Genomic DNA, 25280 nt, shown 5'->3' on the forward strand with positions numbered 1-25280 from the left:
CAGCTTCCTTCCGATTCCGTCTCACGGCGGACACCCTTGCTTTCGGCTATATCCTTCCCACTACCGGGCGGATTCGAGACTTTCACTCGTTGGAAACGTGCGCCGCCAGGCGCACATAACAGACGAGCCGGTCCGCGCAGACGTGACCGGCTCATTATCTTCTGTCTTCTATTTATCTCAGCAGCGGCAGACTGCCTGTCAGTTTATTGACCAGCTTCCTGGCACCGCAGATACCGATGCCAAAGTAAGTCATTTCCTCTTCTGCCACACTTGCTGCTTTTTTTATATACTCCTCATAGACGTTACAGCTCTGCGCAACATCTGAAAAATCCACCACCACCAGGTCCGCGTATTCCGGCCGGTAGAGCTGCTCCCTGATCTCTCTGATTTTCTCCTGATCCGCCTTCAGAATCGGAACAGGAAGCTCTATGATCCCAAGATGTTCCTTCCCGCTTTTATCCATCACATCCGGCCCCACTGTCTCCGGGATGTGTTTTCCCAGTGTGATTCCCATGATTCCCGCGGTGTTGGCCAGAATGCCAAGGGGCAGGTCTTTGTCCAGTACCATGACGCATTTATCACTTTGTGCCTGCATATGCCTTATACTCCTTTGCTGTATTCTTCTCAGTTTTTCTGTCCTCAGATAAGAACAGGCCAATCAGTGTCAGGACAATGCCTGAGACGATCGTCCGTGTTAATTTCTCATGCAGGATAAGAGCCGACGTAACTGCCGTGATGACAGGAACCATGTAAATATAGACACTGGTCTTCACGGAACCCAGGATCTTAACCGCAAGATTCCAGGTCACAAAGCAGAGCGCAGAAGCTCCGAATCCCAGGAACAGCAGATTCAGCACGTTTTTCAGGCTGGCAAACTGCTGAAGTTCCATATGAAAATCCATCAGAAGCAAGGCCGGGACCATAAAGATAAGCCCATAGAAAAACGTACGCCTTGTAGTCTGAATGGTATTATATCCAAACCCACTGATCTTTTTCGTGATCGTCGAAAACGCAGCCCAGATCATTGCCGCTATCACAGCCAGCAAATCTCCCACGGGATTTAACTGCAGGTTCTTCTCCCCTCCGAAACTGATCAGAAAGATACCCGCAAGGGCAATCAAAAACCCGGCGAAGAACCGTATATTCGGCCTCCTGTCGTGCAGAAACAGACAAGAAAAAATCACTGTAAAAAAAGGCGCAATAGAGATGATGACACCCACATTGGAGGCCAGTGTATAGGTCAGCGCAATATTTTCAAACAGATAATACAGTGTCACACCGCAGAGTCCTGCTGCGGCAAAGTACCATTCCTGTTTCCTCCTGCGTACCTTCAGCCTGCGGGGGCAGACACACCAGAGCGCAAAATACCCGATCATAAAACGGATAAATAATATTTCCACCGGTTCAAAACTTATAAGAAGCACTTTTGTGGAGATAAACGTAGTTCCCCAGATTAAAATGGTAAGAAGGGCTGCTATATGCCCATGTATTGTCTTATTCATTCGGCCACTCCTTTGCCGGAGTGACAGGCAGCGGTTTATCTGTAAAGATTTTCTGATACTGTTTTGGTGTCAATCCGATAAATTCTTTGAAAAAATTAGTAAAATGACTCTGGTCCGCAAAACCGGCCATATCTGCCGCGTCAATGGGTGCCACACCCTGTTCCAGGAACTCCTTGGCTTTCTTAAGGCGCACAGTCTGCAGATAGCGGTACGGAGAAACTCCCACCTGTTTGGTAAAAGAACGCAGCAGGTACGATTTTCCGAAACTGGTCATGGAGAGCAGATCATCCAGCGTGATATTTTCCGAAAAATGCTCCTCCATATAACTGCAGAGCGTCTTGATCTGCTGATTCGGCTCTGATATATCCGCCTCGTCAAAAGGCGCTGCGTGTTCCTGCAGGATCTGCTGCAGAAGGAAGAAAAATGCCTCCTCCTTTTTCAGCTTGGGTTCGTGGGCGAGAATGGCATCATACAGATCACCGATGGACTGCGTAATGTCACTTTGATATACCACGTTTTTAGTAAAATGCGGGATAAACTCCTTTCCCGTAATTTCCTTAACAGCTCTCTGCATCACATCCATATTAATATTGACCGCACGGTAATCTAAAATTTCACCATTGATGGGCGCACAGAAGTGATTGTCTCTGGGGTTAAACAAGATCAGATCTCCGGCATTCAGGTCATACTCCATTCCTTTGCACCAGAGATGCCTCTTTCCTCCCTCCACAAACCCAATCACATAATAATCATGAAAATGGTTTGGAAATTTCTGGACAATCCCGCTCAAATTATATGCTTCTATTCCCAGGTCATGGTCATAATACACATGCCTTTGTTCTTGTTCCGCGTGCATTTCTTGTCCTCCTCCTTTCATTTTCACTATTGTAGCATTTCGGAAAAAAGAAATCTTGAACGATATGACACCTGGTGTCCGTTTTCGTCCATTATAACATATACGAACTCTTCATTGACAAGGAACTTTTTTACATGCTATAGTAATCATTAGGACAAGCAAATCATCCCAATGAGGTGGCTTTTATGAACTTTATTTTGACTGATAAATTGAGAAGACGAATCAGCTCCGTACAGATAACGTTTCCGGTGAAACATTGTACGGAGTTCAGATAGCGGCAGAGCTGCTGTATTCACCGGGAAACAGGTATGGTGCGTATCGGATTATCTGATGCGTTTGTTTGTGTACCTGTTTTCCGTGAATACCCTTGTTCTGTATCTGGCTGCGGCGATGTGTTCGCCGCAGCCTTTTGTCTGCAGACTGACAGGCAGAGGCTTATGATGTCCTCTGCCTTTTTTGCTGCCCGGCAGAGGCATCTGTACAGTACCCGTATGCGGGTGGCAGCAGATTTTATCATTTACAGAAAGAGGTATTTACAATATGAATTTGAATACATGGAAAGGAAAGACCTTTCGATTTTTAACAGCCCAGACTATCTCCCTGTTCGGTTCCTCCCTGGTTCAGTACGCGATCGTCTGGTATATTACACTGACAACATCTTCAGGAAAAATGCTCACCATCTCCACCCTCTGCGGCTTCCTTCCCCAGATCATCATTTCCCTTTTTGCGGGGGTATGGATTGACCGCTATGACAGGAAGCTGTTGATCATGCTCTCAGACGGCGTTATTGCTTGTTCCACGCTTATACTGGCTCTGGCTTTTTTGTCAGGGCATAAGAACATCTGGTTTCTGTTTGCTGTGCTGATCATCCGTTCAGCCGGCACCGGAATCCAGACACCTGCGGTGAACGCCATCTTTCCGCAGCTTGTTCCCAAAGAACATCTCATGAGGATGAACGGAATCAACAGTACCCTGTCCTCCTTCATGATGTTCTTATCACCGGCAGCCGGAGGTGCCGTTCTCTCCGCAGCGCCTCTGGAGGCGGCACTTTTTATTGACGTGATCACAGCCATGATCGGCATCAGTATCACTTTTACCATTAAAATACCGCCCTACGCAAAATCATCTGCCGGGGAGGAATCCAGTCTGCAGAAAATAACAGGCGGTATTTCCTACATTAAGAACCATGTTTTTATCAGAAGACTGATGCTGTTTCAGATCATCATCCTGTTTCTGATCAGCCCCTCCGCCTTCCTCACACCTCTTATGGTGAGCAGGACCTTCGGATCGGAGGTATGGCGGCTCACGGTCAGTGAAATGACCTACAGCCTCGGCATGGTCCTGGGCGGCATCCTCATCGCCTCCTGGGGCGGATTTAAAAACCATCTGCAGACCACTCTTCTGGCCGGAGGTGTGTACGGGGCGATCATGATTGGTCTGGGGACGGCGCCTGTATTTTTCATATACCTGGTCATGAATACCATGATAGGCGTTACCTCCCCCTGCTACAACACCCCCATCAATGTGACCATCCAGGAAAAAGTGGAACCAGGCATGCATGGCAGGATTTTCAGTTTCATGCAGATCTCCACTTCCTGCGCGCTGCCTCTGGGTATGGCCTTTTTCGGCCCTCTGGCTGATTATGTTCCGGTACAGTATCTTCTTGTAACCGCAGGCGCTCTGGTTCTTACCATCTCTGTCTGCTTTAAACTCTTTCGATGTTTTAAGTAGAAAAGGTGTAGCTGTCATCCCATGGCACCAGGGCGTTTTGCATGGATGACTGCCTGTAAATGTAAGGGCACTGAACCGTAAAAAAACACCTGGCCGCAGATGCCGTTTGACTTTTCCGGCATTTATATTATAATAGAGTCAGATTTGTTATTACGAATGTAATATAACAGGACTCCGTTATGATTAACGGGCACCCCGAAAGGAGTGAAATTATGGTGATATCACAGGCATTTATTTTCCGTTTTCTGCTCAGCAATGTGATCATTATGCTGGTCACCCTGGTCTTTTTCCTTATGAAACGCCTTTTTAAAAAGCAGATTCCGGCACGGGGACAATATCAGATTTGGATCATCTATCTTATAATGCTCACGATTCCTTTTCTGCCATTTCGGAACCGGACCTTTTTCCCGGCAGGCTTTCTGAACAGATTATCTTCAAATGCAGGCAGAGCTGTGGAATCTCTGACTGCCGCTGCCGCGCCTGCAGCAAAAAGCACCCTGCAGATACAGGATTACGCGCTGGAGGCAGAAAAATCCGGTGGGAGTACGCTTTTGCTGGTTTTATCTGCTGTCTGGCTCCTGGGTGCGTGCCTGATACTCTGGTATACAGCACGTTCGGCAAAAAAGCTGCATCAGCTTTTCAAAACCGCCCTCCCTGTGCAAAATAAGGCGGTACGCACGCTTTATAAAAAATGCCTGAAGCAATGCGGCCAAAAAAGGCCGTTCCCTCTGCTTGCCAGCGCTTTTATCCAATCTCCTGTATCTGCCAGGGCCTTTCGCCCCTGTATCATTCTTCCCATGGCGTATCTGTCAGAGGAAGATTCAAAAGCGCTTTCTTATATCCTGCTGCATGAGATCCAGCACTGCCGCCGCAGGGATCACGCGGTGAATCTTTTTATGAATCTGTTTTGTATCATTTACTGGTTTAACCCCGCAGTATGGCTGGCAGGCAGGAAGATGCGGGCGGACAGGGAACTGGCCTGCGATGCGTCCGTGCTGGGAATCCTGCAGGAGGGGTGTTACCGGGAATATGGCTCTGTGCTCTTACATCACACGGCAAATGCCTCCCGCTCTGTATATTCCATGACCACCGGATTCGCGGAGAATCAAAAACAGATGAAGAAAAGAATCCTGGGCATTGTCACTTATCGAAAAGAAACAGGAACCGTCCGGATAAAGAACACTGCCTTTTTATTTTTGGCAGCCATACTTGTACTGGCAAACACGCCTTTCCTGTCTGTGACCACATGGGGAGAGACCGTTTCCACATCCCCCAAGGGCAAAACGAAAGCCCTGGAACTGGATACTTTCTTTGAAGGCTATGCAGGCAGTTTCGTGCTGTATCAGCCCTCCTCGGATACCTGGAGCATCTATGGGGAGGAGGAAAGCCGTACACGTATATCTCCGGATTCCACATACAAAATATACAGCGCACTGCTCGCCCTTGAAAAAGGAACCATCACCCCGGATTCTTCAATCCTGCCCTGGAAGGAAGAGGTGTATCCTTTTGAGAGCTGGAATCAGGACCAGGATCTAAAATCTGCTATGAAAAATTCAGTCAACTGGTATTTTCAGGAGTTAGACAGCAGAGCCGGTCTATCTTCCATACAGGGCTTTTTAGATCAGATCGGGTACGGAAACAGCGATGTGTCGGCAGGTCCCGAAACCTTCTGGATGGAATCCTCCCTGAAAATCTCACCTATTGAGCAGGTCAGACTGCTTGCTGATCTCTATGACAATACATTCGGATTTCAGGAATCCTCCATACAGGCAGTGAAGGAGGCCCTGTGCATTGCAGAGGAAAACGGCTATACGCTCTACGGGAAAACGGGGACCGGCAATATTGATGGCAAAGACAAAAACGGCTGGTTCACAGGCTATGTGGAGACCCATGGTGTTCCAAGCTTCTTTGCCGTAAACATCCGGGGGGAAGACCACGCTGACGGGGCGACTGCCAGCAGGATCGCCCTTGAGATTCTGGCTCAGATGCAGCTTCTGCCGGATTAGAAGGGCAGGATCGCCATACGCGTCTGCGATTGACAAGCTTATGCCGTAAGAATATAATATTTATAATCTCTTTATCAAACCAGGAGGCTGAACCATGAAAGATTTACCCCAGATATCTGAGGCCGAATATGAAGTTATGAAGGTTGTGTGGAAGAATGCTCCCATTAACACCAATGAAATCACAGAAATGCTGTTAAAGACTACAAGCTGGAGCCCCAAAACCATCCAGACACTGATCAAAAGGCTGGTCCAGAAAGGTGCTCTGACATATGTAAAGGAAGGACGCGTATTTGTCTACACACCGCTGGTTCAGAAGGACGAATATCTGGATCATGAGAACAGTTCCTTTTTAAAACGATTTTATAACGGAAGCCTGTCCTCCATGCTGGCCAATTTTATTGAAAAAGACCGATTAAGCGAACAGGAGATTGAAAATCTCCAGGAGCTTTTGGCACAGCGGTCTTTACATGAAAAATAAAGTATTTTAAGGGAGACAGCTGATAGCTGTCTCCCGTTTTTGTCTGCTACTGCCGGACAGGCACGATCGTCCATCTTCCGTTCTGTTTCATCAGAAAACAGGGGTGTCCCAGTTTATACCTGTAATACTTCTCCACAAGCTGCTGCGGAACCGGGAAATCAAAGCGGTCGAGAAAATAAGATACTTTATAATTTACGGACATGGGCAGTGCCTCCTTCTCTCTGGATAGTATATTCTATGTCCTGTCCCAATGCATTATGACTCCTTCCTGCCCTTATCTGCGGTCTTGGCACCGTCATACAGATATTTTCCAAGCAGATACTGGTATTCCTTTCGCAGGCCGTAATAGGTATCCAGAATCGGTCTGCAGCTTTCTTCCACTTCCTCCAGAACCACATCGAAGTTTTCCCTCAGAACCTCCACCACACTTTTGTCAATCTTTCCTTCCCGGGCCTGCTCCTCTATAATAGACAGAGTCCTGTTCTTGGAAAATGCCTCCTTGTAGCTGCGGGTCCCCAAAAGCGCACTGACAATATCCGATACCGCCACGATCCGCTCCTCTATGGTCAGCTCCTCCCCGCAAAGCCCTCTGGGATATCCGCTTCCGTCCAGCTTCTCGTGATGCCTGAGGGCGATTCTTGTTATCCCTTCCTCTATGGTGCCTCCCAGGATTTCCTCCGTCCGGTCCACATGGGTCCGCATGATAGCCATAGCCTGATTGCTCAGCCTTCCCGGGTACTCCAGTATCTCCACCGGGATTCCGATCTTCCCCAGATCATGCAGAAGCGCCCCATAGAAAATATTATGTATCTGTTCCTCTGACAGTCCCATATGTCTGGCAGCACAGCAGCTTATGCGTGTCGTTGTGATGGTGTGGGTCACTGTATGCTGGCTCCTGAAATCAATGGCATATATCATCATTCTCAAATAATCTTCACATTCCTGCTCTGACAGACGGACATCCGGAAGGATTTTATGAAAGTCTTTCTCCTCATCCAGACATGCAAGCATAGAGAACTGATTATCCGCCTCATAAAACAGATCCAGAATGCTGCCGTCAAATTTGCTTCCTCTTACCCGGTCAAGATATCCAAACAGGTTATGGGAATCCGGATGTTCCTGAAGGTATATGTCAACTCGGTCAGCAAGGCTGATCATCTGGGCTGCTTCCCTTATTCTGTCTTCCAGCGTATCCGGCAGATGGACTGCTGCCACATGATGAAACATGACTGCCCTGGCCCAGTTTTTTAAGGGAGAGAGATTATCAAGAAACACATATCCGTAGATGGAATGTTCCCAGATATCTTCGGATTCAAACTGGGCCATCCGGTTGATCTCCTCGGTCTTGTAAGCGCCGATATCATGCAGCATGGCAAGGATACAAATGTCCTGGATATCTTTTGCAGAATACTTTTTCTGCACTGCCAGCATTCCGTAGACCAGGGATGCCACCCTTTTTCCGTGGTCCACCAGCCTCGGGTCCACATAGTTCAGCGTCCGTTCGATCAGACCGCTGATATTATTACTGTTGACTACTGCTTTTGCCTCCATATAAAACCTCCAACATACGCTTTCTCCACCGCGCGCATTACCAAAAAATATGATATTATTATAATATAATTATTCTGTAATTACAATGAATACCTTACACACAGTCAAAAGAAAACCGTCAAAAGGCGCCCGGCAGACCGGACGCCCATGTGGCAGTGAATCTATCTTTATCAGGAATAGGATTCCGTGTATTCAAAGAAATCAAAATCCGCGTAATGTCTGTGAAACATCCTGTCCGCACAGGTCAGACCTGCCATGGTTCCGGTAAATTCCCCGTACCTGCAGTATTCATCAGAAAAACGGGAGGTATCGAATACCCGGCCGATCTTCTGAAACTCCGTTCCGTCACAGCTCCACTCAAACCATGTCTTCCTCTGCTCCACATACAGCCGCAGATAGACCGGTCCTTCCCCCACAGGTGTTCTGGTATCTGTAAATTCCGTCTTCTCCCCGTTCTCCAGGCAAATAACAGACAGGGCACTTTGTCCCAGGGTCTGGCTGTAATACTTTCTCAGATTGATATAGTTCATATTGTCATAATAGAGGATAAGACCTGCGCTGTGCTGGTAAATCTCAGGATGAAACTCCATTTTCGTGGTGATGCGCGCGTGAAGGGAGGTGAGTTTTCTTGCCAGAATGCTGACGCGGTTTAAGGAGGTTCTGGATTCCTGGCCTCTCAGCCGCACATATCCCGGCCTGGCTGTCACATCCGCAAAGGACTGGGGCATGATCCTGGGTGCGTAATACCAGTTTCCAAGGGTGTCCGCGTCAAAGTCGTCGTAATCCGGTATCTTCGGCATCTCACACTTTGGAAGGCCGCTCTCAGGCACCTGCATCTTTGCCAGCCTGCCGCCGTCAGCCATGCGAAGCCAGCCATCCTCTGTCCATACCATTTTCTGGACAGCCGTCTCCCTGCCCAGTGTGCAGCGAAGCTCCGGTACAAACGGCCTGGCGGTCAGATGCACCAGATACACTTCCCCATTTGGGGTCTCCACATAGCTTCCGTGACCTGATTTCTGCAGTACGGAATCCGGGTTATAGTATTGGGGCTTTAAGTGGTCCGGGTCATGACGCTCATTGGATACACCGGGAGCGGAGGTCACAATGGGATTTTCAGGATCTTTCTCATAAGGTCCCCAGACATTCTCTGCCCTTCCCATAGTCACACAGTGATTGTATCCCGTGCCGCCCTCCGCGCACATGATATAATACCGCCCGTCTTTTTTTGTAAGATGAGGCGCTTCGATACATCCCCTGTCTGTCCCGCCGTTCCAGATACGTTTTGGATAACCGATGACTGCCTTTTTTTCCGGGGAATACTCTGCCAGACAGATGGCGCCCGGTTTCTCATAGCCCTCTCTGGTCTCCCACTCCAGGGAGACGATCCATTTGCGCCCATCCGTATCGTGCAGCAAAGAAGCGTCAAATCCGGCTGAATGCAGATAGACCGGCTCACTCCAGGGCCCTTCTATGTCACTGGCACAGATCAGGTAATTGTCCACATCAAAGTACCTGGCATTCATGGAGTTCATCACCCCGTAGACCACATATAACATATCCTCCTTCTCACAGTAAGTCAGGCAGGGTGCCCAGATGCCCTTTGCCGAGGGCAGTTTTTTCAAATCCACTTTCTCATCATCTGTCAGTACATGTGTGAGCAGTTCCCAGTGCTTTAAGTCCTTTGAATGGTATACGGGAATACCCGGAAACCATTCAAAGGTGGAAACCGCCAGATAGTAATCATCCCCTTTTCTGCAGATACAGGGGTCCGGATGAAATCCGGGAAGTATGGGATTTTGGATCATAGCATTCCCTCCTATTTTTCATAATCACTTTTATGTATTCCTTTTGCCAGGTCTGTTACTGCCTTTTCGTACTTTTTATCCAGGTCAAAGAAACACAGGCAGATGGCTGCGATCAGGACGGATACAGCGGGGATCCACACAAAAGACCAGGTGATCGCGGACTGTGATGCCGCAGACTGTACGGCTGCCTCCGCCTTGAATCCGCCTGCGTTTAACACCCATCCGAGAACCGCGGTTCCGAAACCGGAGCCCACCTTCATACAGAAGGAGGAGGCTGCATTTCCCATGCCGGCTGTTCCGTAGCCGTTCAGCCACTCCCCGTAGGTGATGGCATCCTGCAGGGCACCGAACATAGTGGCAGCACCGAACCCGAATCCGATTCCTTTTACAACGGAAAGCACACATACCAGCGTCAGATCCGTGGTAAACCCTGTCAGCAGGAAACCTGCCATGGATATGAGCATGCCCATGAGAAACACATTGCGTTTCCCTGTCTTTTTCATGATAAAAGGCGTCACAAACATGGTGGCGATCTGCGCCACAGACAGACAGTTGGAGATGGACGCATAATAGCTCTCATCCCCCATATTGTATTTTGCATAGTATACAGCGGAGCCAAAGAAGCTTGACATCATGAAATACATGGCAAACAGGGCAATGACAAGTAAGACCCAGTATTTGTTCTTCACAAGGCCTGCCAGCCCTTTTACAAAAGACACCTGCTCCTTTTCGGCCTGCTCTGTCTTCTTTTGTTCCACCACGCGTTCTCTGCAGACACCGAACATGAAAAGGTTCAGCCCTATAAATACCAGCATCAAGAGCACAAAGGTCAGTGTCCATCCCTTCTGGCTGTAAGCGTCACCGCCGCCGAAGGCTGTGGTCAGTTTCAGTACCACTGTGTTGATGGTCATGGTCCCTGCTGTTGCCAGCAGCATCCTGAAGTTGCCCAGAAGCCCTCTCTCATACTGGTTGGTAGTCATCAGGCCGTTCATGGTGGCATAAGGCACGTTGATTCCGGTATAGAAAATGGTGGAAACCAGATTATAAGTCAAAAACATATAGGCAAGCTGTGCTTTTCCCACAAAGGAGGAAGGCACACTGAACATGAGGACCGTGCAGACCGCCAGGGGAATACAGAGTCTTGCGATCCAGGGGCGGGCCTTGCCCCATTTGCTGTGTGTATGGTCAATGATATATCCCATGACCAGGTCTGAGATCCCGTCAAATATTTTCGATATGGCAATGATAGAAGCCGCTGCCGCCGCGTTTGCACCCACTACATTGGTATAATACACAAGCAGGAATGCACTGATAGCTGAGTACACCAGGTTCCCCGCATAATCTCCCACTCCGTAACCAAACCGCTCCACAAATGACAACTTTGCATTGGGATTCATATCTGTCTTCATAATCTGTTTTTCTCCTTTAACTGCATTTTATTTTATCTAAAAGGCTTATCCTTCCTTAGGAAACCATCCGAAATCCGTACATCTTCCGAAATCCCAGCTGTCCCATCCGATCCATCCGGCATCGTTCACGGTATCCACCAGAAGCTTATAGCTCCAATAAAAATATCCGGAGCCTTTTTTCCAGGCATCTAACTGTTCTTTGGCAAGCGCACTGTAGATACGCTTTTTTTCCTCCGGGCTTACAACCTCCGCAGGTGATCCTTCCACACCGTTTAACACACTCTGGCCGCCCTTTGTGTCACAGCCGCAGGCAAGAGAGTTGAACAGACACCATTCTCCGCAGATGACCGGAAAATACTGCTGCATTTCCTCTATGTCTTTTGCCAGTGTCCCGCGGATGTAGGCAGTGTAGGATTCCACGTTCTGTTCACAGCCAAGGGCCTCCGCCACCATCAGATACTGGTGTGTATCCAGCACCACATTTTTGTATTTGTCTTCGCGCATGAACTCTTTCCAGGCTTTTAACTCAAAGGCGTCATGGATCACCACATATTTTTCATCCGGCATATATTTTCTGATTCTGTCATATGCCTCCAGATAGAAGCTGCGGATAAATTCCATGGTGTTCGGCCTGCTGCCCCGCGCCTTTTCCGGGTCGGCCGGTTTATAACGGTTTGCCACATCCATGGTTGTCCACATATCCTCCAGGATGGGCTCATTGAGAATTTCAATGCCCCACAGACCCGGTCTGGTTCCATAGCGCTTCGCCAGCCGTTCCAGAACGCTTAACTCAAATTCCACCTCGTCCGGCTCCTGGGACCATTTGCAGACGCCGGAGATTCCCCCGTTGTCAAATCCGTTCTGGCTGTCCGGCGCAGTGTGCAGGTCGATCAATATCTGCAGCCCGTATTTCTCTGCCCAGCAAAATGCTTTGTCCAGCTCCTCTACACAGCCAATGAAAGGTTCCCTGTCGCCAAAGATAAAATACGGCACCGGAATCCTGACCGCATCCATCCCCATGGATTTGATCCTTGTAAAATCCCTTTCCGTGATATACTCCGCACGGTGGATTTTTATTCTCGCCTCATATACCTCTTTGGAGAGCTGCCTGGGAAGATAGTATTCATCCTCCGCTGTGGTTCCCTCAAAAAGCGCCGGACTCATCCATTTTTCCAGTACCAGCCAGTTTCCCAGATTTACGCCTTTTACATACATAATCCATTCTCCTTTTCGGACTTTGTCTTTATTTGCCTTGATTTTATGACAAAATCAGCGGTTTATATATCACTTTTTTCGGTTTTTTATCATTTTTCCCGGATTATCTGTTATAATGGATATAGATTCCCATACAGGAGGTACTTTGTTATGAATATCCCTTATCTGATGCGGCACGTTTCATACAGCCTGCACACCATCGTGCGGGATTACGGGGAAAAAGAGGAAGTGACGGAGAGATTCTGCGGACGTCCTGACTTTACGGACAGCAGTTTTTATGAAGGTTCTCTGGAAGAACATCTGCTCTTTGGGGATTCCGGGACGCTGCCGCTTTTGTTGTCTGCCGGAGATAAACTGATATATGCGAAAGTTACGGTTCCGGGGCACCGGTTTATCATCGGCCCGGTTAAGCTCAAGACGCCGGTGCGTCTCATCCACTGTGATAAACAGCCTGTCTATGATGAGAGTTTCCTGGATACGGTGCCGTTTTGTGACTTTGCGGAGTTATCGGTAAATATTCTTCTTATACATAATCTTTTCTGGGAACAGACTTTGAATGAGCGGGATTTGATCGTATTTAACTGTATAGACGAAACCCTGGATACAGAGATTCAGAGACATTTTTCAGATCTGCTGTTTGAGAATCAGGAGGCTTCCATAGGACATAACCCCTATGACCAAGAGCTGCGGGAATTCTCCAGTATTGAGAACGGAGATGTAAAACAGCTGGAAAAAAGCTGGGCTGAGGATTACACGGGAAATGTCGGTGTTCTGGCAAAAGACAAGCTGCGCAACTGGAAAAATATCGGTATCGTGGTGATCACCCTGGCAAGCCGGGCGGCCATACGCGGCGGCATCCTGCCTGAAATCTCCTTTTCCCTGAGTGATATTTATATCAATAAAGTGGAGGAGGCTTCTGATATGGCTTCCATCACCCATCTGCTGCGGCAGGCTGAGTACCAGTATACCAATATGGTGAGAGAACAGAAAGAGCAGCTAAGCGGCACAGGGAACAAAGAAAAGAATCCCCATGTCCGCCGCTGCAAAGATTATATCTTTTCCCATCTGCACGACAGGATCACTATACAGGAGATAGCTGACTTTTTGGGCATGAACCCGGGCTATCTCTCTGAACTGTTCCATAAATGCGAGGGAATGTCCATCAAAAATTTTATTCTGCGTGAGAAGATCGGTCTGGCCAAAAATATGCTGACCTATTCCGGATATTCCTATATCGAAATTGCCGCATACCTGGGGTTTTCCTCCCAGAGCCACCTTGGAAAGCAGTTCAAAAAGCTCACCGGCTTCACCCTCAGTGAGTACCGGAACACATACGGTGTCCGGCAGTTTACCTCCTGATCACTCTCCCAGGAAATAGCGTCCATAGGCATCGGCTGCCAGGATCGCAGCGGACACGGTCTCCGGTGTCACCTGGAAAGGCATGTTGTGGAGAGTATCGTTCTCTGCGCAGGCAGCCTCCGCCACTGCCATGACTTTTTCAGGAGTCACCTCTTTGACGCCCAGCTCTTTCAGGGTGACAGGCAGGCCCACTTCGATGCAGAAGTCAATGATCATCTCCAGCTCCTCTGCAGGGATGTTTTCAAGCACAAGCTGTGTGATGGTGCCGAAAGCCACCTTCTCCCCGTGGTACATGGAATGGCATTCTTCCAGTACGGTAAATCCGTTGTGGATGGCATGGGCGCCTGCGAGTCCGCCGCTCTCAAAACCGATACCGGAGAGCAGTGTGTTCGCCTCAATGACTTTTTCCACTGCCTCTGTGCAGGCACCTGCCTCCAAAGCGATTTTAGCCTTCACACCTTCCTCCATCAGTGTGTCAAAGCATAATTTTGCCAGAGCCATGGCTGCGCCTGTGGATTTGCCATTTACACAGGTCTGGGCATCGCTTGCGGCACAGGCACGGGCCTCAAAATATGTAGCCAGGGCATCTCCCATGCCGGCTACGGTCAGGCGCACCGGGGATTTTGTGATGACCTCTGTATCCATCAGCACCATGTCCGGGTTCTTTGGCAGGAACAGGTATTCCTCAAATACCCCTTCATCTGTATAGATCACTGACAATGCGCTGCAGGGCGCATCTGTGGAGGCAATGGTCGGGCAGATGATCACCGGCGTGTTCTCATAATACGCGGCAGCTTTGGCGGTATCAAAAATCTTGCCTCCGCCGATACCGATGACCAGGTCACAGCCTTTTTCTTCCATGATCTTTTTCAGACGGTTGATCTCGTTTTTGGAGCATTCCCCGTTAAAATAGTCGAAATACAGGGTACAGTCAGCATCCGCAAAACTCTTCTCAATCTCTTTGCCGATTCTTTTATAGCCGCCCTTACTGATCAATATAAGCGCGTTTTTCCCAAGACCTTCCGCATAGGTGCCAAGCTTTTTCAGCTCTCCTGCGCCCTGCACATATTTTCCGGGACTGCTCAATATTTTTGCCATATCTTACATACCTCCTGTTTGTCATTAATTTAACATACTACAGATTCATTATAACTTTTTTCCGCAGAAAATACAATCTATTTCCTGTCATTCAGGACAAAATCACGGATGTGGTACTGCTTTGTGCCTTTCAGCACATTTTTCTGGTACTGCAGGCAGGTGACCAGCAGATAACACCCGTACACCACCAGAAAGATCGCCACTGCTGCCCCAAAGGAGGCAATGAGCATACTGCGCTGTACCGGAAAGGCCAAACCGATGCCGGCCATATAGAGAAACAGGAAAAACAGGGGAAGTGCCATGGGAAGAAAGAAATACACGGCGCTCTGCCTTACCGTAAGTTTTCGGATCTCGGTGTCTGTGGTCCCCATTCTTCTTAACTGGTCATACTGATAACGGTATTTCCTGCTGCTGCTCAAAAGCTGTACTGCCAGAATTGTGGCACAGATAAAGATGCAGATAAATGCAGCATAACAGCAGATGAAGGCTGTCATCATATAGATAGACTGCAGCTCCTGCTTCTGGCCTTTATAGGTACACGCCATAATAAAGCTGGGGCCGTCGTGGCCTGCGGTCTTTTCTATGGTTTTCTGAAGGGCATCCTGATAATCCGTGTCCTCTCTGTCCTTTACCATTGCCACATAACATCCTCTGGAATGTGTCATGGAAGCACAGGCAGCATCCGGCAGAATCAGAATAGTGCTCGTGCCGAATCCGCTCTCATTCATATTAGCCTGCGCAAAAGGCCCTTCCAGCACTTCGCTTAGACGGTATTTTCTGCCCCCTGTTAAAAGGGTGCGTTCTGCCTTCTCCAGCTTCTTTTTATAATAGGTTTCCTGGGTCTGGATCGCGTATTCATCCTCAGAAAGAGAGATGGGCTTCTTCCCGAGCAGTTCCCTGAGTTTGTTGTAATCCGATAATCGAATGCAGCGGTCCATATTGGTCTCCGCCGCCCAATCCTCGAATCCCTCCACTTCCTCCTGCTTGCGGCCGAGCATTTCCACGATGATGGTGCTGTCCTCCATCTGATAGATGTCATAGGCCAGGTCTTCTGTGATCTCGCTGTGTTTTCCCACAAAACTCCGGCATGTCTCTGCATCCAGTCTGCCGTAATGCTGTGTAACTTCCACGTCAAAGGGCACCGTTTTCTCCAGGGCGTCCTCATAGGCATTTGCCATAAAGGAGGCGCCTCCAAGCCCCATAAAGGTGAACAGCAGCAAAATGGATAGGACCCCCAACTGTCTGCCGTTGGTGTTCAGACGGGCCGTAAGCTGGCGGTAGAAAAAGATATTGAGATGATGCAGCCTCTTTCTGCTCTTTTTATACCGAAGCAGTATCCAGTTGGCAAGATGCCGGTAAAAAAGCATAAGACTTGCCCCCTGCAGAATAATACCTGCTGCCATAAGAAACATGTTGGCAAAGCCTGAAAATACATCAATTCTTACAGTAAACGCCACATACAGACAAATCAGGCCCAGTAATCCCAGGGCCACGGCTCCTGTCATTTTTAATCGGATGTGTTTTCCGCTTTTTGCCCCTCCGCCTTCATTCTGCCTGCTGTAATTCATCAGTTCCTTTATTTTCACTTTTTTAAGAATCCGGTTCTGCTTGAAAAGGCAGAATACAAACATAAGAAAAAAGCACAGGACTGTCAGACCAATTGCCGGGAACTGAAAGGACAGGTCCATATAATAGGCTCTGTCAAACATTTTAAAAATCACCTGGCTAAGTGCCAGATAAAAGACATTTCCCAGCAGAATGCCTGCTGCCAGCGCCGCACTGCCGATCAAAAGCTGTTCAATGAGAAAAAGGCGGCTCATGGCCGGACGCTCCATCCCCATGGTCATATAACAGGCAAATTCCCGGCTTCTCTGCTCAAAGATAAAATGAGTGATGTAAGTGATCAGCCATCCCAGAATCAGCACCACCATCACCGTCACGCATACGAGAATGGACATCATAGGCCGCATCAGCTTGCTGAAGGAATTTATGGCATCGGAAAACAGCAGGGAGTTATAGGCAAAGATCAGGGTGATGCTCAGGACAAGGGTCAGCACATAGATGGCATAGTCCCCCATACTCCGTTTTACATTTCGTATAGCCAGTTTAGCGTACATGGGCAACATCACCGCCTAACATGGACATCACATCCAGGATTTCCTGGAAGAATGCTTTTCTGTCTTTTTTCCCCTTCCGCATCTCTGTGAAGATCCGCCCGTCCCGAAGGAAAAGGATCCTGCTGCAGTGGCTGGCTGTAAATGCATCGTGGGTAACCATGAGGATCGTGATCCCCATATCCCGGTTCAGTTCCTCCATGGTCTCCAAAAGCATGGCGCTGGATGCGGAATCCAGGGCCCCGGTAGGCTCATCTGCCAGCAGCAGGCGCGGTTCATTGACCAGGGCTCTGGCACAGGCACAGCGCTGCTTCTGTCCTCCGGAAACCTCATAGGGGAATTTGTTCAGCTCAGAGAGGATTCCCAGCTTGCCGGCAACTGCCTCCACCTTCTTTCCGATCTCTTCCTTCGGCGCTCTGCGTATGGTAAGTGCCAGCTCAATATTTTCCCCCAGGGTCAGGGTATCCAGAAGATTGTATTCCTGGAATACAAAGCCCAGGTTTTTGCTTCTGAAATGCGCGATCTCCCGCTCTGTCAGCTTTGTAATATCTTTTTTGTCCAGCAGGATCTGTCCGCCGGTTGGCTCATCCAGTGTGGAGATACACTGGAGCATGGTGGTCTTTCCGGAGCCGCTGGCCCCCATAATCCCCACAAATTCGCCGGGTTCCACCGTAAAGCAGACATCATCCAATGCCTTGGTCACATTTGCGTTCTCCCCATAATATTTGGAGACGTGTGTAATATTCAGTAATGGTTCCATATTTATCACCTCAGGTACAGAATATCATATCTGCTTTTTTCAATGTATCTTACATTCTTGCCAAAATCTTACTTTTCCGTAAGAATCGAAAGGCAGATGGTGAACCGGGTATAGACCCCTTCCTCGGAACAGACACTAAGGCCAATGCCGAGCCCGTCACATATTTTTTTACACAGATAAAGCCCCATACCTGTGGAGCGGCGATTCTCCCTGCCGTTTTTTCCTGTAAATCCTTTCTCAAAAACCCTGGGCAGGTCTTCCGAAGAAATGCCGCAGCCGTTATCCCGGATGTGCAGGAGCAGCTTATTGTCTCCGGCGGCGAGAAAGGAGAAGGCTATTTTGGGAACCTCCCCTGCCTTTTTATAAGTGACCGCATTGTAAACGATCTGGTTTAAAACAAATAAAAGTGCCTTCTCATCTGCATAGACTTTTGGTATGTCCTCCGGAATATCCAGAGAAACCCGGTTTTGTATCAGAAGCTGCTTGTTCATGGACAGGCACTCCCGGATTACCGCCCCTGTATCCACCTTCTGTATCCGAAAGTCCGAGTGGGAGCTTTCACTGCGCCCGAAATACAGGATCTGCTCTGAGAGGTGGTTCATTTTTTCCAGTTCCAGAAGTATGGCCCTGTTATCCTGCGTCTTTTCCCTTCCCGCAATGAGAGAGACTACAGAAATAGGCTGCTTCATATCATGGACAAAGGTTTCCAGCCGCTCCCGGTATTCCTTTTGCAGCCTTTGGGCCTCCTCTGTCTCCTCCAGCATGGATTTCGTACATTCTTTCATCAGACAGTAATAGCCTGCCTCCTCCCAGGTATCCGCATCCTTCCATACCATGGGAAAGAGATACTTTTTATCCAGGCTTTCCATTAAAACTGCCATTTTATGAAAATACTTTCGTTTTCTCAAAAAATGCAGCAGGTTCCACAGCACAATACCACCCATATAGGCCCCTGCAAGAGGGATGAGCTGCAGCCATGTAAGACCAAGGGCCCGCAGATACAAAGAGGCAGCACACAGGCAGAGCACCTGCACCAATACAGGTACTGCCTGCTGCCGCCAATACATACGCCCGCTCATATCAAATACCCCTGCCCGTACCGGGTAACGATCAGGTCTCCTGCGTCCAGTTCCTTTAATTTCCCTCTGAGCCGGGTCATATGGACGCTGAGCGTATTGTCATCAATAAAAACCTGGTTGTCCCACAGCTCCTCTATAAAATCCACTCTCCGGATCACTTCACCGGGACGGGCAAAAAGGCAGGATAAGAGAAGTGTCTCCTGCCTGGTCAGTATGACCTCCCGCTCTCCCCTGCACAGTTTTCCCTTGGCGGGCAGTAAGCGGAAGTCCTGCCACAGGATTTCCCTCTCTGTCCCCGCATCCGGGTAGCTGCGGCGGATAAGGGCTTCAATTCTGGCAAGCAGTATGGGCATTTTATAAGGTTTGCGGACAAAGTCATCCCCGCCCATGGTCATGCCGTACAGCTCATCCATATCCGTATCCCTGCTGGTCAGAAAGAGAATGGGGATTCTGGAAAAGCGCCGGATACTTCTGCATATCTCATATCCGTCCCTTCCCGGAAGCGTTACATCCAGGAGAACGAGATGGACCTTCCCTTCTTTTACAATATCCTCCACATCTTCAAAGCGCTCAGGCACCGCCGTCTCATATCCATGGCTTTCCAGGTCCCTGGACAACTCTCTTCTGAGCACCTCATCATCTTCCGCGATCAGAAGTCTCATCATTGGCCCTGTCTCCTTCCTGCTGCTCCCCAAATGTCTTTAATATGGCACGCGCTGTACTCAGACCGTTGGCAGATGCCTGCATCAGTCCTCTTGTAATGGATGCGCCGTCTCCCATAGAACGCAGCCCTTTGATATTTGTCTCAAATTCTGTGTTGACCAGGACTTTGTTGGAATAGAATTTGACTTCCACCCCATAGAGCAGAGTCTCATCGCTTGCAATCCCCGGTGTCACCTTATCCAGCGCCTCGATCATCTCCACCACTGCCACCATGATCCTGTGGGGTAGTACCAGAGATAAATCCCCGGGAACCGCATCCTTCAGTGTGGGGATAATATTGTTTCTTGTAAGCCTCTCAGCGGTCGTTCTCCTGCCTCTCTTAAAGTCTCCGTATCTCTGCAGCAGGATTTTTCCGTCACTTAACATGTTGCCGAGCTGTGCAATGTGCTTGCCGTACTCGATGGGAGAGCGGAAAGGCTCTGTGAAATTCTTGGAAACCAGCAGGGCAAAGTTTGTGTTGTGCGTCTTTTTGTCCTTGGATTTGTACGCATGACCGTTGACCACGGCCAGGCCGTTCTCATAGTATTCCGCTGAAACTTCACCGGAGGGGTTTGTACAGAAAACCCTCACCTTGTCATCAAAGGTTGGGGTATAGTAGACCAGTTTCGCTTCGTACAGCTTTTCATTTAATTCCTTCATGATCTCATCCCGGACTTCCACACGGACACCCACATCCACGGTACCGTTTCTCGTCTCTATGTGATGTCCGCTGCAGACACCTGCAAACCACTCCGAACCTTCCCGGCCCACACCGGCTGCGATCTGGGGCGCGTAAAAGGTCTCCTGTTTGTCTGTCACCACACCTTTTACTTTCCCGTCCTCAATGAGTATATCCTTTACCATGGTCATAAACAGAATTTCCACGCCTTCCGCCAGAAGATGCTCCTGCAGGCGTGTATAGATCTTATAACCTTCCTCTGTACCCAGATGGCGGATGGGGCATTCTATAAGCTTTAAATTGGCGCGGATGGCTTTTGTACGGATATCCCAGATGGCTGCCTGGTCATCTATTCCGTATACCTTCCTGTCCGCTCCGAATTTCAGGTAGATCTCATCCGCCTCATGGATCAGCTTCTCCGCCTTTTCATAGCCCAGGATTTCCGGCAGCGTGCCGCCCACATCCGGTGACAGGGAAAGCTTACCGTCTGAAAATGCCCCTGCTCCGGCAAACCCTGTTGTGATGGAGCAGGGTTTGCAGCCTGCGCAGACATTGGTGGTCCGTTTGGGACAGCGGCGTTTTTCTATGCATCTTCCCTTTTCAATCATCAGGACCTTGAGCCGCGGATTTTGGCGCTTTAATTCATAGGCACAGAAGATTCCCGAAGGGCCTGCGCCGATAATGATCACATCATAATTTTTATCCATATTCTGCCTCCCTTGCTAACGCTTGTCGCAGTCGCCAAATGTGAGCGAGCTCCCACTTGGCTCGTTGCTGTCATTATATCATACTTGCGTCAGCGTGTGTCTGAAAATTCTTCCCGGCATTAGAAAAGTGTATAGATTACGCCTCCCACGATTCCCGTTCCGATCATGACTGCTACGGGGTTTGCCTTCCATTTGCGCAGCACGAAAAAGGAACACAGAAAGATTACCGCTGCTGTCCAGTCCGCTGTTTTTATTTCTGATATAACTGATGTACCGGTAAAGGACAGAAGAAGGATGGTCAGGGCGGCAGAGATGATCAGTCCCAGAGAAGCCGCCTTCAGTCCGTTTAGTATCTCCATAATATACTCTGATTTATGATAGCGCTGAAACAGCCGGTACAAAAAGGCGGAAATACTGATGCCGGAGATCACGCACCCAAAGGTTGCCAGAACCGCTCCCGGTATACCGGCTATCTGTATGCCGATAAATGTGGATGTATTTACAGCCAGGGGTCCCGGTGTCATCTGGGATATGGTGATGATATCAGTAAATGTCTTCTGGGAAACCCATGCGAACCGCTCTACCACCTGTTCCTGTATGAGCGGAATGATGGCATAGCCGCCTCCGATACTGAAAAGCCCGATCTGGAAAAATGTCACTGCAAGCTGCAGAAGTCTACCCATATATCTCACCCCTCTTCCGGAACCATACACGCCCGGCACAAAGACCGCAGCACACCAGCAGGATCACCGCAATATTGGTATCTGTCAGAAAGCTTATGGCAAATACCACAGCGGTCATGGTACTCAAAAGCGGCGAACGCTCCTTCAGCACCGCCCGTGTCATATCCACCACAAAGTCCACAATAAGAGCGGCAACACCTGCCTGCATTCCTTTCAGTACAGCAGCTATGATGGTATTGGCTGCCACCGCCGCATACCATTTTGAGACGACCGATAAAATGACCAGAGGCGGAATGACAGAGCAGATACCGCTGATGACAAGCCCTGCCATCCCTGCCGCCCGGTATCCCGCCAGAGAAGCCATATTGACTGCGATCGCCCCCGGGGTGGACTGGGCAATGGCAGCCATGCGGATCAGCTCCTCCTCATCAAACAGATGCTTTTTCTCAACAAAATATTTTCTTATCATGGGCACGACCACATATCCGCCTCCAAAGGTAAAGGCGCTGATAAACAGATTGATACAGGCCAGCCACAGCCATAGTTTTATTTTCTCTCTCATACTGAAATCCTCCCTAAGAAGACAGTATAACCCTTGTACAGCAATCTGTAAAACGATATAATATTGTGATAATCATTAATTTTATTCATGATAAAACAGGGAGGAACACTTTATGATGACACTGCGCCATCTCTACATCTTCAAAACTGTATGCGAAACAAAGAATTTCACAAAAGCCGCACAGAAACTATACATCACCCAGTCCGCCGTCTCCCACGCCATCCGGGAGTTGGAGGAATACGCCCAGACCGCGCTTTTTGACCGGCTCTCCAAACGTGTCCAGCTCACCAGAAGCGGAGAACTGCTTCTGGAAGAAATCCTTCCCGTACTGGCTGCCTGTGAGTCCCTGGACAGCCGCATAAAAAGCCTGGAAAAACAGGCTCCCATCCATGTGGTATCCAGCATCACCATTGCGATCCACTGGCTTCCGTCCATCCTTGCCTCCTTCCGGAAGCAGTGGCCCGATGTGACGGTACAGGTGGAGGTGGTGAGTGCTGCCAACGCACTGGAGACTCTGCGAAGCGGAAAGGCGGATCTGGCTCTTTTGGAAGGCTTTGTTCCCCAGGGGCCATTTTCCCACGTTTCTTTTGACAGATACTCGCTTCAAATCGTCTGCGCTCCCCAATATCCCTGTATACATACCTCCATGGATATGGAAACCTTCTGTTCAGAAAATCTGCTTCTGCGGGAAAAGGGAAGTGCCATCCGCGATGTGCTGGACAGCACGCTCCTGCTCCTGGGCCATTCCGTACACCCTCTGTGGGTAAGCGTCAATTCCCCTGCCCTCATAGAAGCGGCTAAAGCCGGGCTTGGCATCACGGTCCTTCCCGATCTTCTGGTAAAGGATGAATTGGAAAAGGGTACCCTGATTCCTCTTCACGTAGATGGGCTTTCTCTGGAAAATGAATTGTTTGCTGTATGGCACAGGGACAAGTTTCTGCCTGCACCCCAGAAAGCGCTTCTATCCTGTATTGCGCCCGATTCAGAAAATGCTTGACAGTATGTCATCGTGTGTCTATAATGTACTTATACAACAAGTACACTATAAAACAGAAAGGACCTGATACATGGAGATCATTATCAGCAGCAATACAAGCAAGCCTATCTATGAACAGATCACTTCCCAGATAAAAGCTCTGATCATGAGCGGGGAATTAGAGACCGGCGAGCCGATCCCCTCCATGCGGGCACTGGCGAAATCTCTGCATGTGAGTGTCATTACGGTTCAGAAAGCCTATGAAGATCTTCAAAGAGACGGTTTTATTGAGACAACGGTAGGCAGAGGAAGCTTTGTCTCCGCCAGAAACAAAGACTTTTATCAGGAAGAACAGCAGCGCCAGGCAGAGGAACACCTGCAGGCTGCCGCGGATATCGGACGCACAAGCGGAATCCCGCTTGACAAACTGACCGAACTTTTATCTATTTTTTATGAGGAGGAGGAATAACTATGGAGCCAATTTTACAAGTGGAGAATCTGACAAAACAGTATCCTGATTTTACGCTGGACCATATATCATTCTCAGTTCCAAGGGGAACCATTGTGGGGCTGATCGGAGAAAACGGCGCGGGAAAAAGCACCACTCTGAAAGGGATCCTGGATCTGATCCGAAAGGATGACGGAACCGTCCGCCTCTTCGGAGAAGAGCTGACGGAAGACAGAAAAGACATGAAAGAAGATATCGGGGTTGTATTTGACGGAATCCATTTCCACGAATCCCTCACACCGGCCAAGATTGAAAAAATTTCCGCAGCCGCCTATAAAAAATGGAATACCCAAACCTACCATGACTACCTGAAACAGTTTGCCCTCCCTGCAGATAAGGAGATCAAAACCTTTTCAAAAGGAATGAAAATGAAGCTCAGCATCGCAGCCGCCCTCTCCCATGACCCAAAACTCCTCATTCTGGATGAGGCCACAAGCGGTCTTGACCCGGTGATGCGGGATGATATCCTGGATGTGTTCCTGGATTTTGTCCAGGATGAGAACCATTCCATTCTCATGTCCTCCCATATTACCACAGACCTGGAAAAGGTGGCTGACTATATTGCATTTTTACACAACGGGAAAATTATTTTCGACAAAGAAAAGGACGAACTGATCTACCGTTACGGTATCATCCGCTGCAGCTCCTCCCAGTTTGAAAAGCTGGATAAAGAAGACATTTTAGCCTGCAGAAAGAAGGATTACCAGTGGGATGTACTGGTTGCCGACAGAGAGAAAGCTGCACGCAGATATAAAGATTTTGTCATAGACAACGCAACTATTGACGATATACTTCTGTTGTATGTAAAGGGGGATGTCCTGTCATGAAGAGTCTGATCTTAAAAGATATATACAATATCATGCATAATATGAAAGCCCTGGTCCTGATGCTCTTTATCTTTCTGTTCATTACGATCCCGCAGGGCGGCGCCGCGGCCTATGTCATCACATGCTGCATCCTCTGCGCCATGATGGTTGTCACCACATTCAGCTTCGATGAGAACGCCAAATGGGAAAAATACGCCATGATCATGCCAATCTCAAGAAAAGACCTGGTCCTCAGCAAATTTGTGATCCTTCTTTGCTTCTGTCTGTTTGGCACGGTATTCGGCGGTGTCCTGGGAATCGCAGGCAGCGCCATAATCGGCAGATTTCATATCACCTCCGTATCTGAATGGCAGGAACTGCTGGCAGTCTGCCTTGCGGGCGTGGCAATCTCCTTCTTTCTCGGCAGCCTTGTCATTCCTCTGCTTTTTAAATTCGGAGCGGAAAAAGCCCGCACACTTATGCTCGCCGCCTTTCTGCTTCCCGTACTGCTCTGCCTGGGACTGTATTATCTTCTGAGAAGTTTTGGTATTGAGCTTACAGACAGCGTTGTCCTTCTGCTCACCTGCATTTCTCCTCTTATCCTCCTTCTGTGGACGGCAGCCATGTACCGGATAAGCTTCGGCATCTTTAAAAAAGCAGAATTCTGACATACCATATCCCCCGAAAACCGGCT

At 48.9% G+C, this 25280-nt stretch carries 24 protein-coding genes; 8 read left to right on the top strand and 16 right to left on the bottom strand.

Translation table 11 applies throughout. The features are described 5' to 3' along the window. Positions 1 to 172: 172 nt before the first annotated feature. Genes MUB35_RS18975 through MUB35_RS18985 form a run of 3 tightly spaced genes read right to left on the bottom strand, consistent with a single transcriptional unit; the run spans position 173 to position 2358 of the window. A complete protein-coding gene (locus MUB35_RS18975; RefSeq protein WP_033139616.1) occupies positions 173 to 595 on the bottom strand; it encodes a DUF2000 domain-containing protein in 423 nt (140 codons plus the stop codon). Next, complete coding sequence (locus MUB35_RS18980) at positions 579 to 1502, bottom strand: DMT family transporter (protein WP_244806631.1); 924 nt, start codon at positions 1500 to 1502, stop codon at positions 579 to 581. Before MUB35_RS18980 ends, MUB35_RS18975 begins: the two co-directional genes overlap by 17 nt. After that, positions 1495 to 2358, bottom strand: a complete 864-nt coding sequence (locus tag MUB35_RS18985) for an AraC family ligand binding domain-containing protein (RefSeq protein ID WP_033139614.1) — start codon at positions 2356 to 2358, stop codon at positions 1495 to 1497. Before MUB35_RS18985 ends, MUB35_RS18980 begins: the two co-directional genes overlap by 8 nt. A gap of 540 nt (positions 2359 to 2898) precedes the next feature. On the opposite strand from MUB35_RS18985, the gene MUB35_RS18990 reads away from it, so the two are divergent. The 3 genes from MUB35_RS18990 to MUB35_RS19000 all read left to right on the top strand — a co-directional run bounded on the left by MUB35_RS18990 (position 2899) and on the right by MUB35_RS19000 (position 6573). Beyond that, positions 2899 to 4089 (top strand): MFS transporter, encoded by a 1191-nt coding sequence (locus MUB35_RS18990; RefSeq protein ID WP_244806632.1) that lies wholly within the window; start codon positions 2899 to 2901, stop codon positions 4087 to 4089. Between the two features lie 212 nt (positions 4090 to 4301). Then, positions 4302 to 6095: a BlaR1 family beta-lactam sensor/signal transducer gene (locus MUB35_RS18995; RefSeq protein WP_244806633.1), complete on the top strand. Its 1794-nt coding sequence runs from the start codon at positions 4302 to 4304 to the stop codon at positions 6093 to 6095. Positions 6096 to 6189: 94 nt separating this feature from the next. Continuing rightward, positions 6190 to 6573: a BlaI/MecI/CopY family transcriptional regulator gene (locus MUB35_RS19000; protein ID WP_033139611.1), complete on the top strand. Its 384-nt coding sequence runs from the start codon at positions 6190 to 6192 to the stop codon at positions 6571 to 6573. A 46-nt stretch (positions 6574 to 6619) separates the two neighbouring features. Here the strand turns inward: MUB35_RS19000 and MUB35_RS19005 are convergent, their stop codons facing one another. The 5 genes from MUB35_RS19005 to MUB35_RS19025 form a co-directional block, all read right to left on the bottom strand. Continuing rightward, positions 6620 to 6775, bottom strand: coding sequence for a hypothetical protein (locus tag MUB35_RS19005; RefSeq protein ID WP_156120802.1), 156 nt, complete (start codon positions 6773 to 6775; stop codon positions 6620 to 6622). Positions 6776 to 6828: 53 nt separating this feature from the next. Further along, entirely contained in the window at positions 6829 to 8124 is a 1296-nt protein-coding gene (locus MUB35_RS19010) for an HD-GYP domain-containing protein (protein ID WP_103732552.1), read from the bottom strand. Between the two features lie 170 nt (positions 8125 to 8294). Next, complete coding sequence (locus tag MUB35_RS19015) at positions 8295 to 9929, bottom strand: glycoside hydrolase family 43 protein (RefSeq protein ID WP_244806634.1); 1635 nt, start codon at positions 9927 to 9929, stop codon at positions 8295 to 8297. Between the two features lie 11 nt (positions 9930 to 9940). Beyond that, on the bottom strand, positions 9941 to 11338 hold the full coding sequence (locus MUB35_RS19020; protein ID WP_244806635.1) for an MFS transporter: 1398 nt from the start codon (positions 11336 to 11338) through the stop codon (positions 9941 to 9943). Positions 11339 to 11383: 45 nt separating this feature from the next. Continuing rightward, positions 11384 to 12553, bottom strand: coding sequence for a glycoside hydrolase family 5 protein (locus tag MUB35_RS19025; RefSeq protein WP_244806636.1), 1170 nt, complete (start codon positions 12551 to 12553; stop codon positions 11384 to 11386). Between the two features lie 150 nt (positions 12554 to 12703). Here MUB35_RS19025 and MUB35_RS19030 point away from each other — a divergent pair, with 150 nt between their 5' ends. After that, positions 12704 to 13912, top strand: coding sequence for an AraC family transcriptional regulator (locus MUB35_RS19030; RefSeq protein WP_227244827.1), 1209 nt, complete (start codon positions 12704 to 12706; stop codon positions 13910 to 13912). On the opposite strand, the gene MUB35_RS19035 is transcribed toward MUB35_RS19030, so the two are convergent. The 8 genes from MUB35_RS19035 to MUB35_RS19070 form a co-directional block, all read right to left on the bottom strand. Next, positions 13913 to 15010, bottom strand: coding sequence for a glycerol dehydrogenase (locus tag MUB35_RS19035; RefSeq protein ID WP_103732431.1), 1098 nt, complete (start codon positions 15008 to 15010; stop codon positions 13913 to 13915). 77 nt (positions 15011 to 15087) lie between these two features. After that, on the bottom strand, positions 15088 to 17127 hold the full coding sequence (locus MUB35_RS19040) for an ABC transporter permease (RefSeq protein WP_244806637.1): 2040 nt from the start codon (positions 17125 to 17127) through the stop codon (positions 15088 to 15090). After that, complete coding sequence (locus MUB35_RS19045) at positions 17117 to 17884, bottom strand: ABC transporter ATP-binding protein (protein WP_033139605.1); 768 nt, start codon at positions 17882 to 17884, stop codon at positions 17117 to 17119. The genes MUB35_RS19040 and MUB35_RS19045 overlap by 11 nt, the downstream gene beginning before the upstream one ends. A gap of 68 nt (positions 17885 to 17952) precedes the next feature. Beyond that, positions 17953 to 18963, bottom strand: coding sequence for a sensor histidine kinase (locus tag MUB35_RS19050; RefSeq protein WP_033139604.1), 1011 nt, complete (start codon positions 18961 to 18963; stop codon positions 17953 to 17955). Beyond that, positions 18960 to 19628 (bottom strand): response regulator transcription factor, encoded by a 669-nt coding sequence (locus MUB35_RS19055; protein WP_033139603.1) that lies wholly within the window; start codon positions 19626 to 19628, stop codon positions 18960 to 18962. Before MUB35_RS19055 ends, MUB35_RS19050 begins: the two co-directional genes overlap by 4 nt. Continuing rightward, the gene (locus tag MUB35_RS19060; protein ID WP_033139602.1) at positions 19600 to 21051 is read right to left on the bottom strand and encodes an NAD(P)/FAD-dependent oxidoreductase; all 1452 of its coding nucleotides are present in this window, start codon (positions 21049 to 21051) and stop codon (positions 19600 to 19602) included. The genes MUB35_RS19055 and MUB35_RS19060 overlap by 29 nt, the downstream gene beginning before the upstream one ends. A 119-nt stretch (positions 21052 to 21170) precedes the next feature. Next, the gene (locus MUB35_RS19065; protein ID WP_033139601.1) at positions 21171 to 21734 is read right to left on the bottom strand and encodes a chromate transporter; all 564 of its coding nucleotides are present in this window, start codon (positions 21732 to 21734) and stop codon (positions 21171 to 21173) included. Continuing rightward, positions 21727 to 22296, bottom strand: coding sequence for a chromate transporter (locus MUB35_RS19070; RefSeq protein WP_227210524.1), 570 nt, complete (start codon positions 22294 to 22296; stop codon positions 21727 to 21729). Before MUB35_RS19070 ends, MUB35_RS19065 begins: the two co-directional genes overlap by 8 nt. 112 nt (positions 22297 to 22408) lie before the next feature. Between MUB35_RS19070 and MUB35_RS19075 the strand changes: the two genes are divergently transcribed. From MUB35_RS19075 to MUB35_RS19090, 4 genes are all read left to right on the top strand, one after another. Then, positions 22409 to 23293, top strand: coding sequence for a LysR family transcriptional regulator (locus tag MUB35_RS19075; protein ID WP_244806638.1), 885 nt, complete (start codon positions 22409 to 22411; stop codon positions 23291 to 23293). A 70-nt stretch (positions 23294 to 23363) separates the two neighbouring features. Continuing rightward, complete coding sequence (locus tag MUB35_RS19080) at positions 23364 to 23741, top strand: GntR family transcriptional regulator (RefSeq protein ID WP_227210522.1); 378 nt, start codon at positions 23364 to 23366, stop codon at positions 23739 to 23741. A gap of 2 nt (positions 23742 to 23743) precedes the next feature. Next, positions 23744 to 24607 (top strand): ABC transporter ATP-binding protein, encoded by an 864-nt coding sequence (locus MUB35_RS19085; RefSeq protein WP_033139598.1) that lies wholly within the window; start codon positions 23744 to 23746, stop codon positions 24605 to 24607. Continuing rightward, positions 24604 to 25254, top strand: coding sequence for an ABC-2 transporter permease (locus MUB35_RS19090; protein ID WP_148393884.1), 651 nt, complete (start codon positions 24604 to 24606; stop codon positions 25252 to 25254). Before MUB35_RS19085 ends, MUB35_RS19090 begins: the two co-directional genes overlap by 4 nt. Positions 25255 to 25280: the final 26 nt, after the last annotated feature.

It is taken from the genome of Blautia sp. NSJ-175 (assembly GCF_022867815.1).
Classification (GTDB): domain Bacteria; phylum Bacillota; class Clostridia; order Lachnospirales; family Lachnospiraceae; genus Blautia; species Blautia celeris.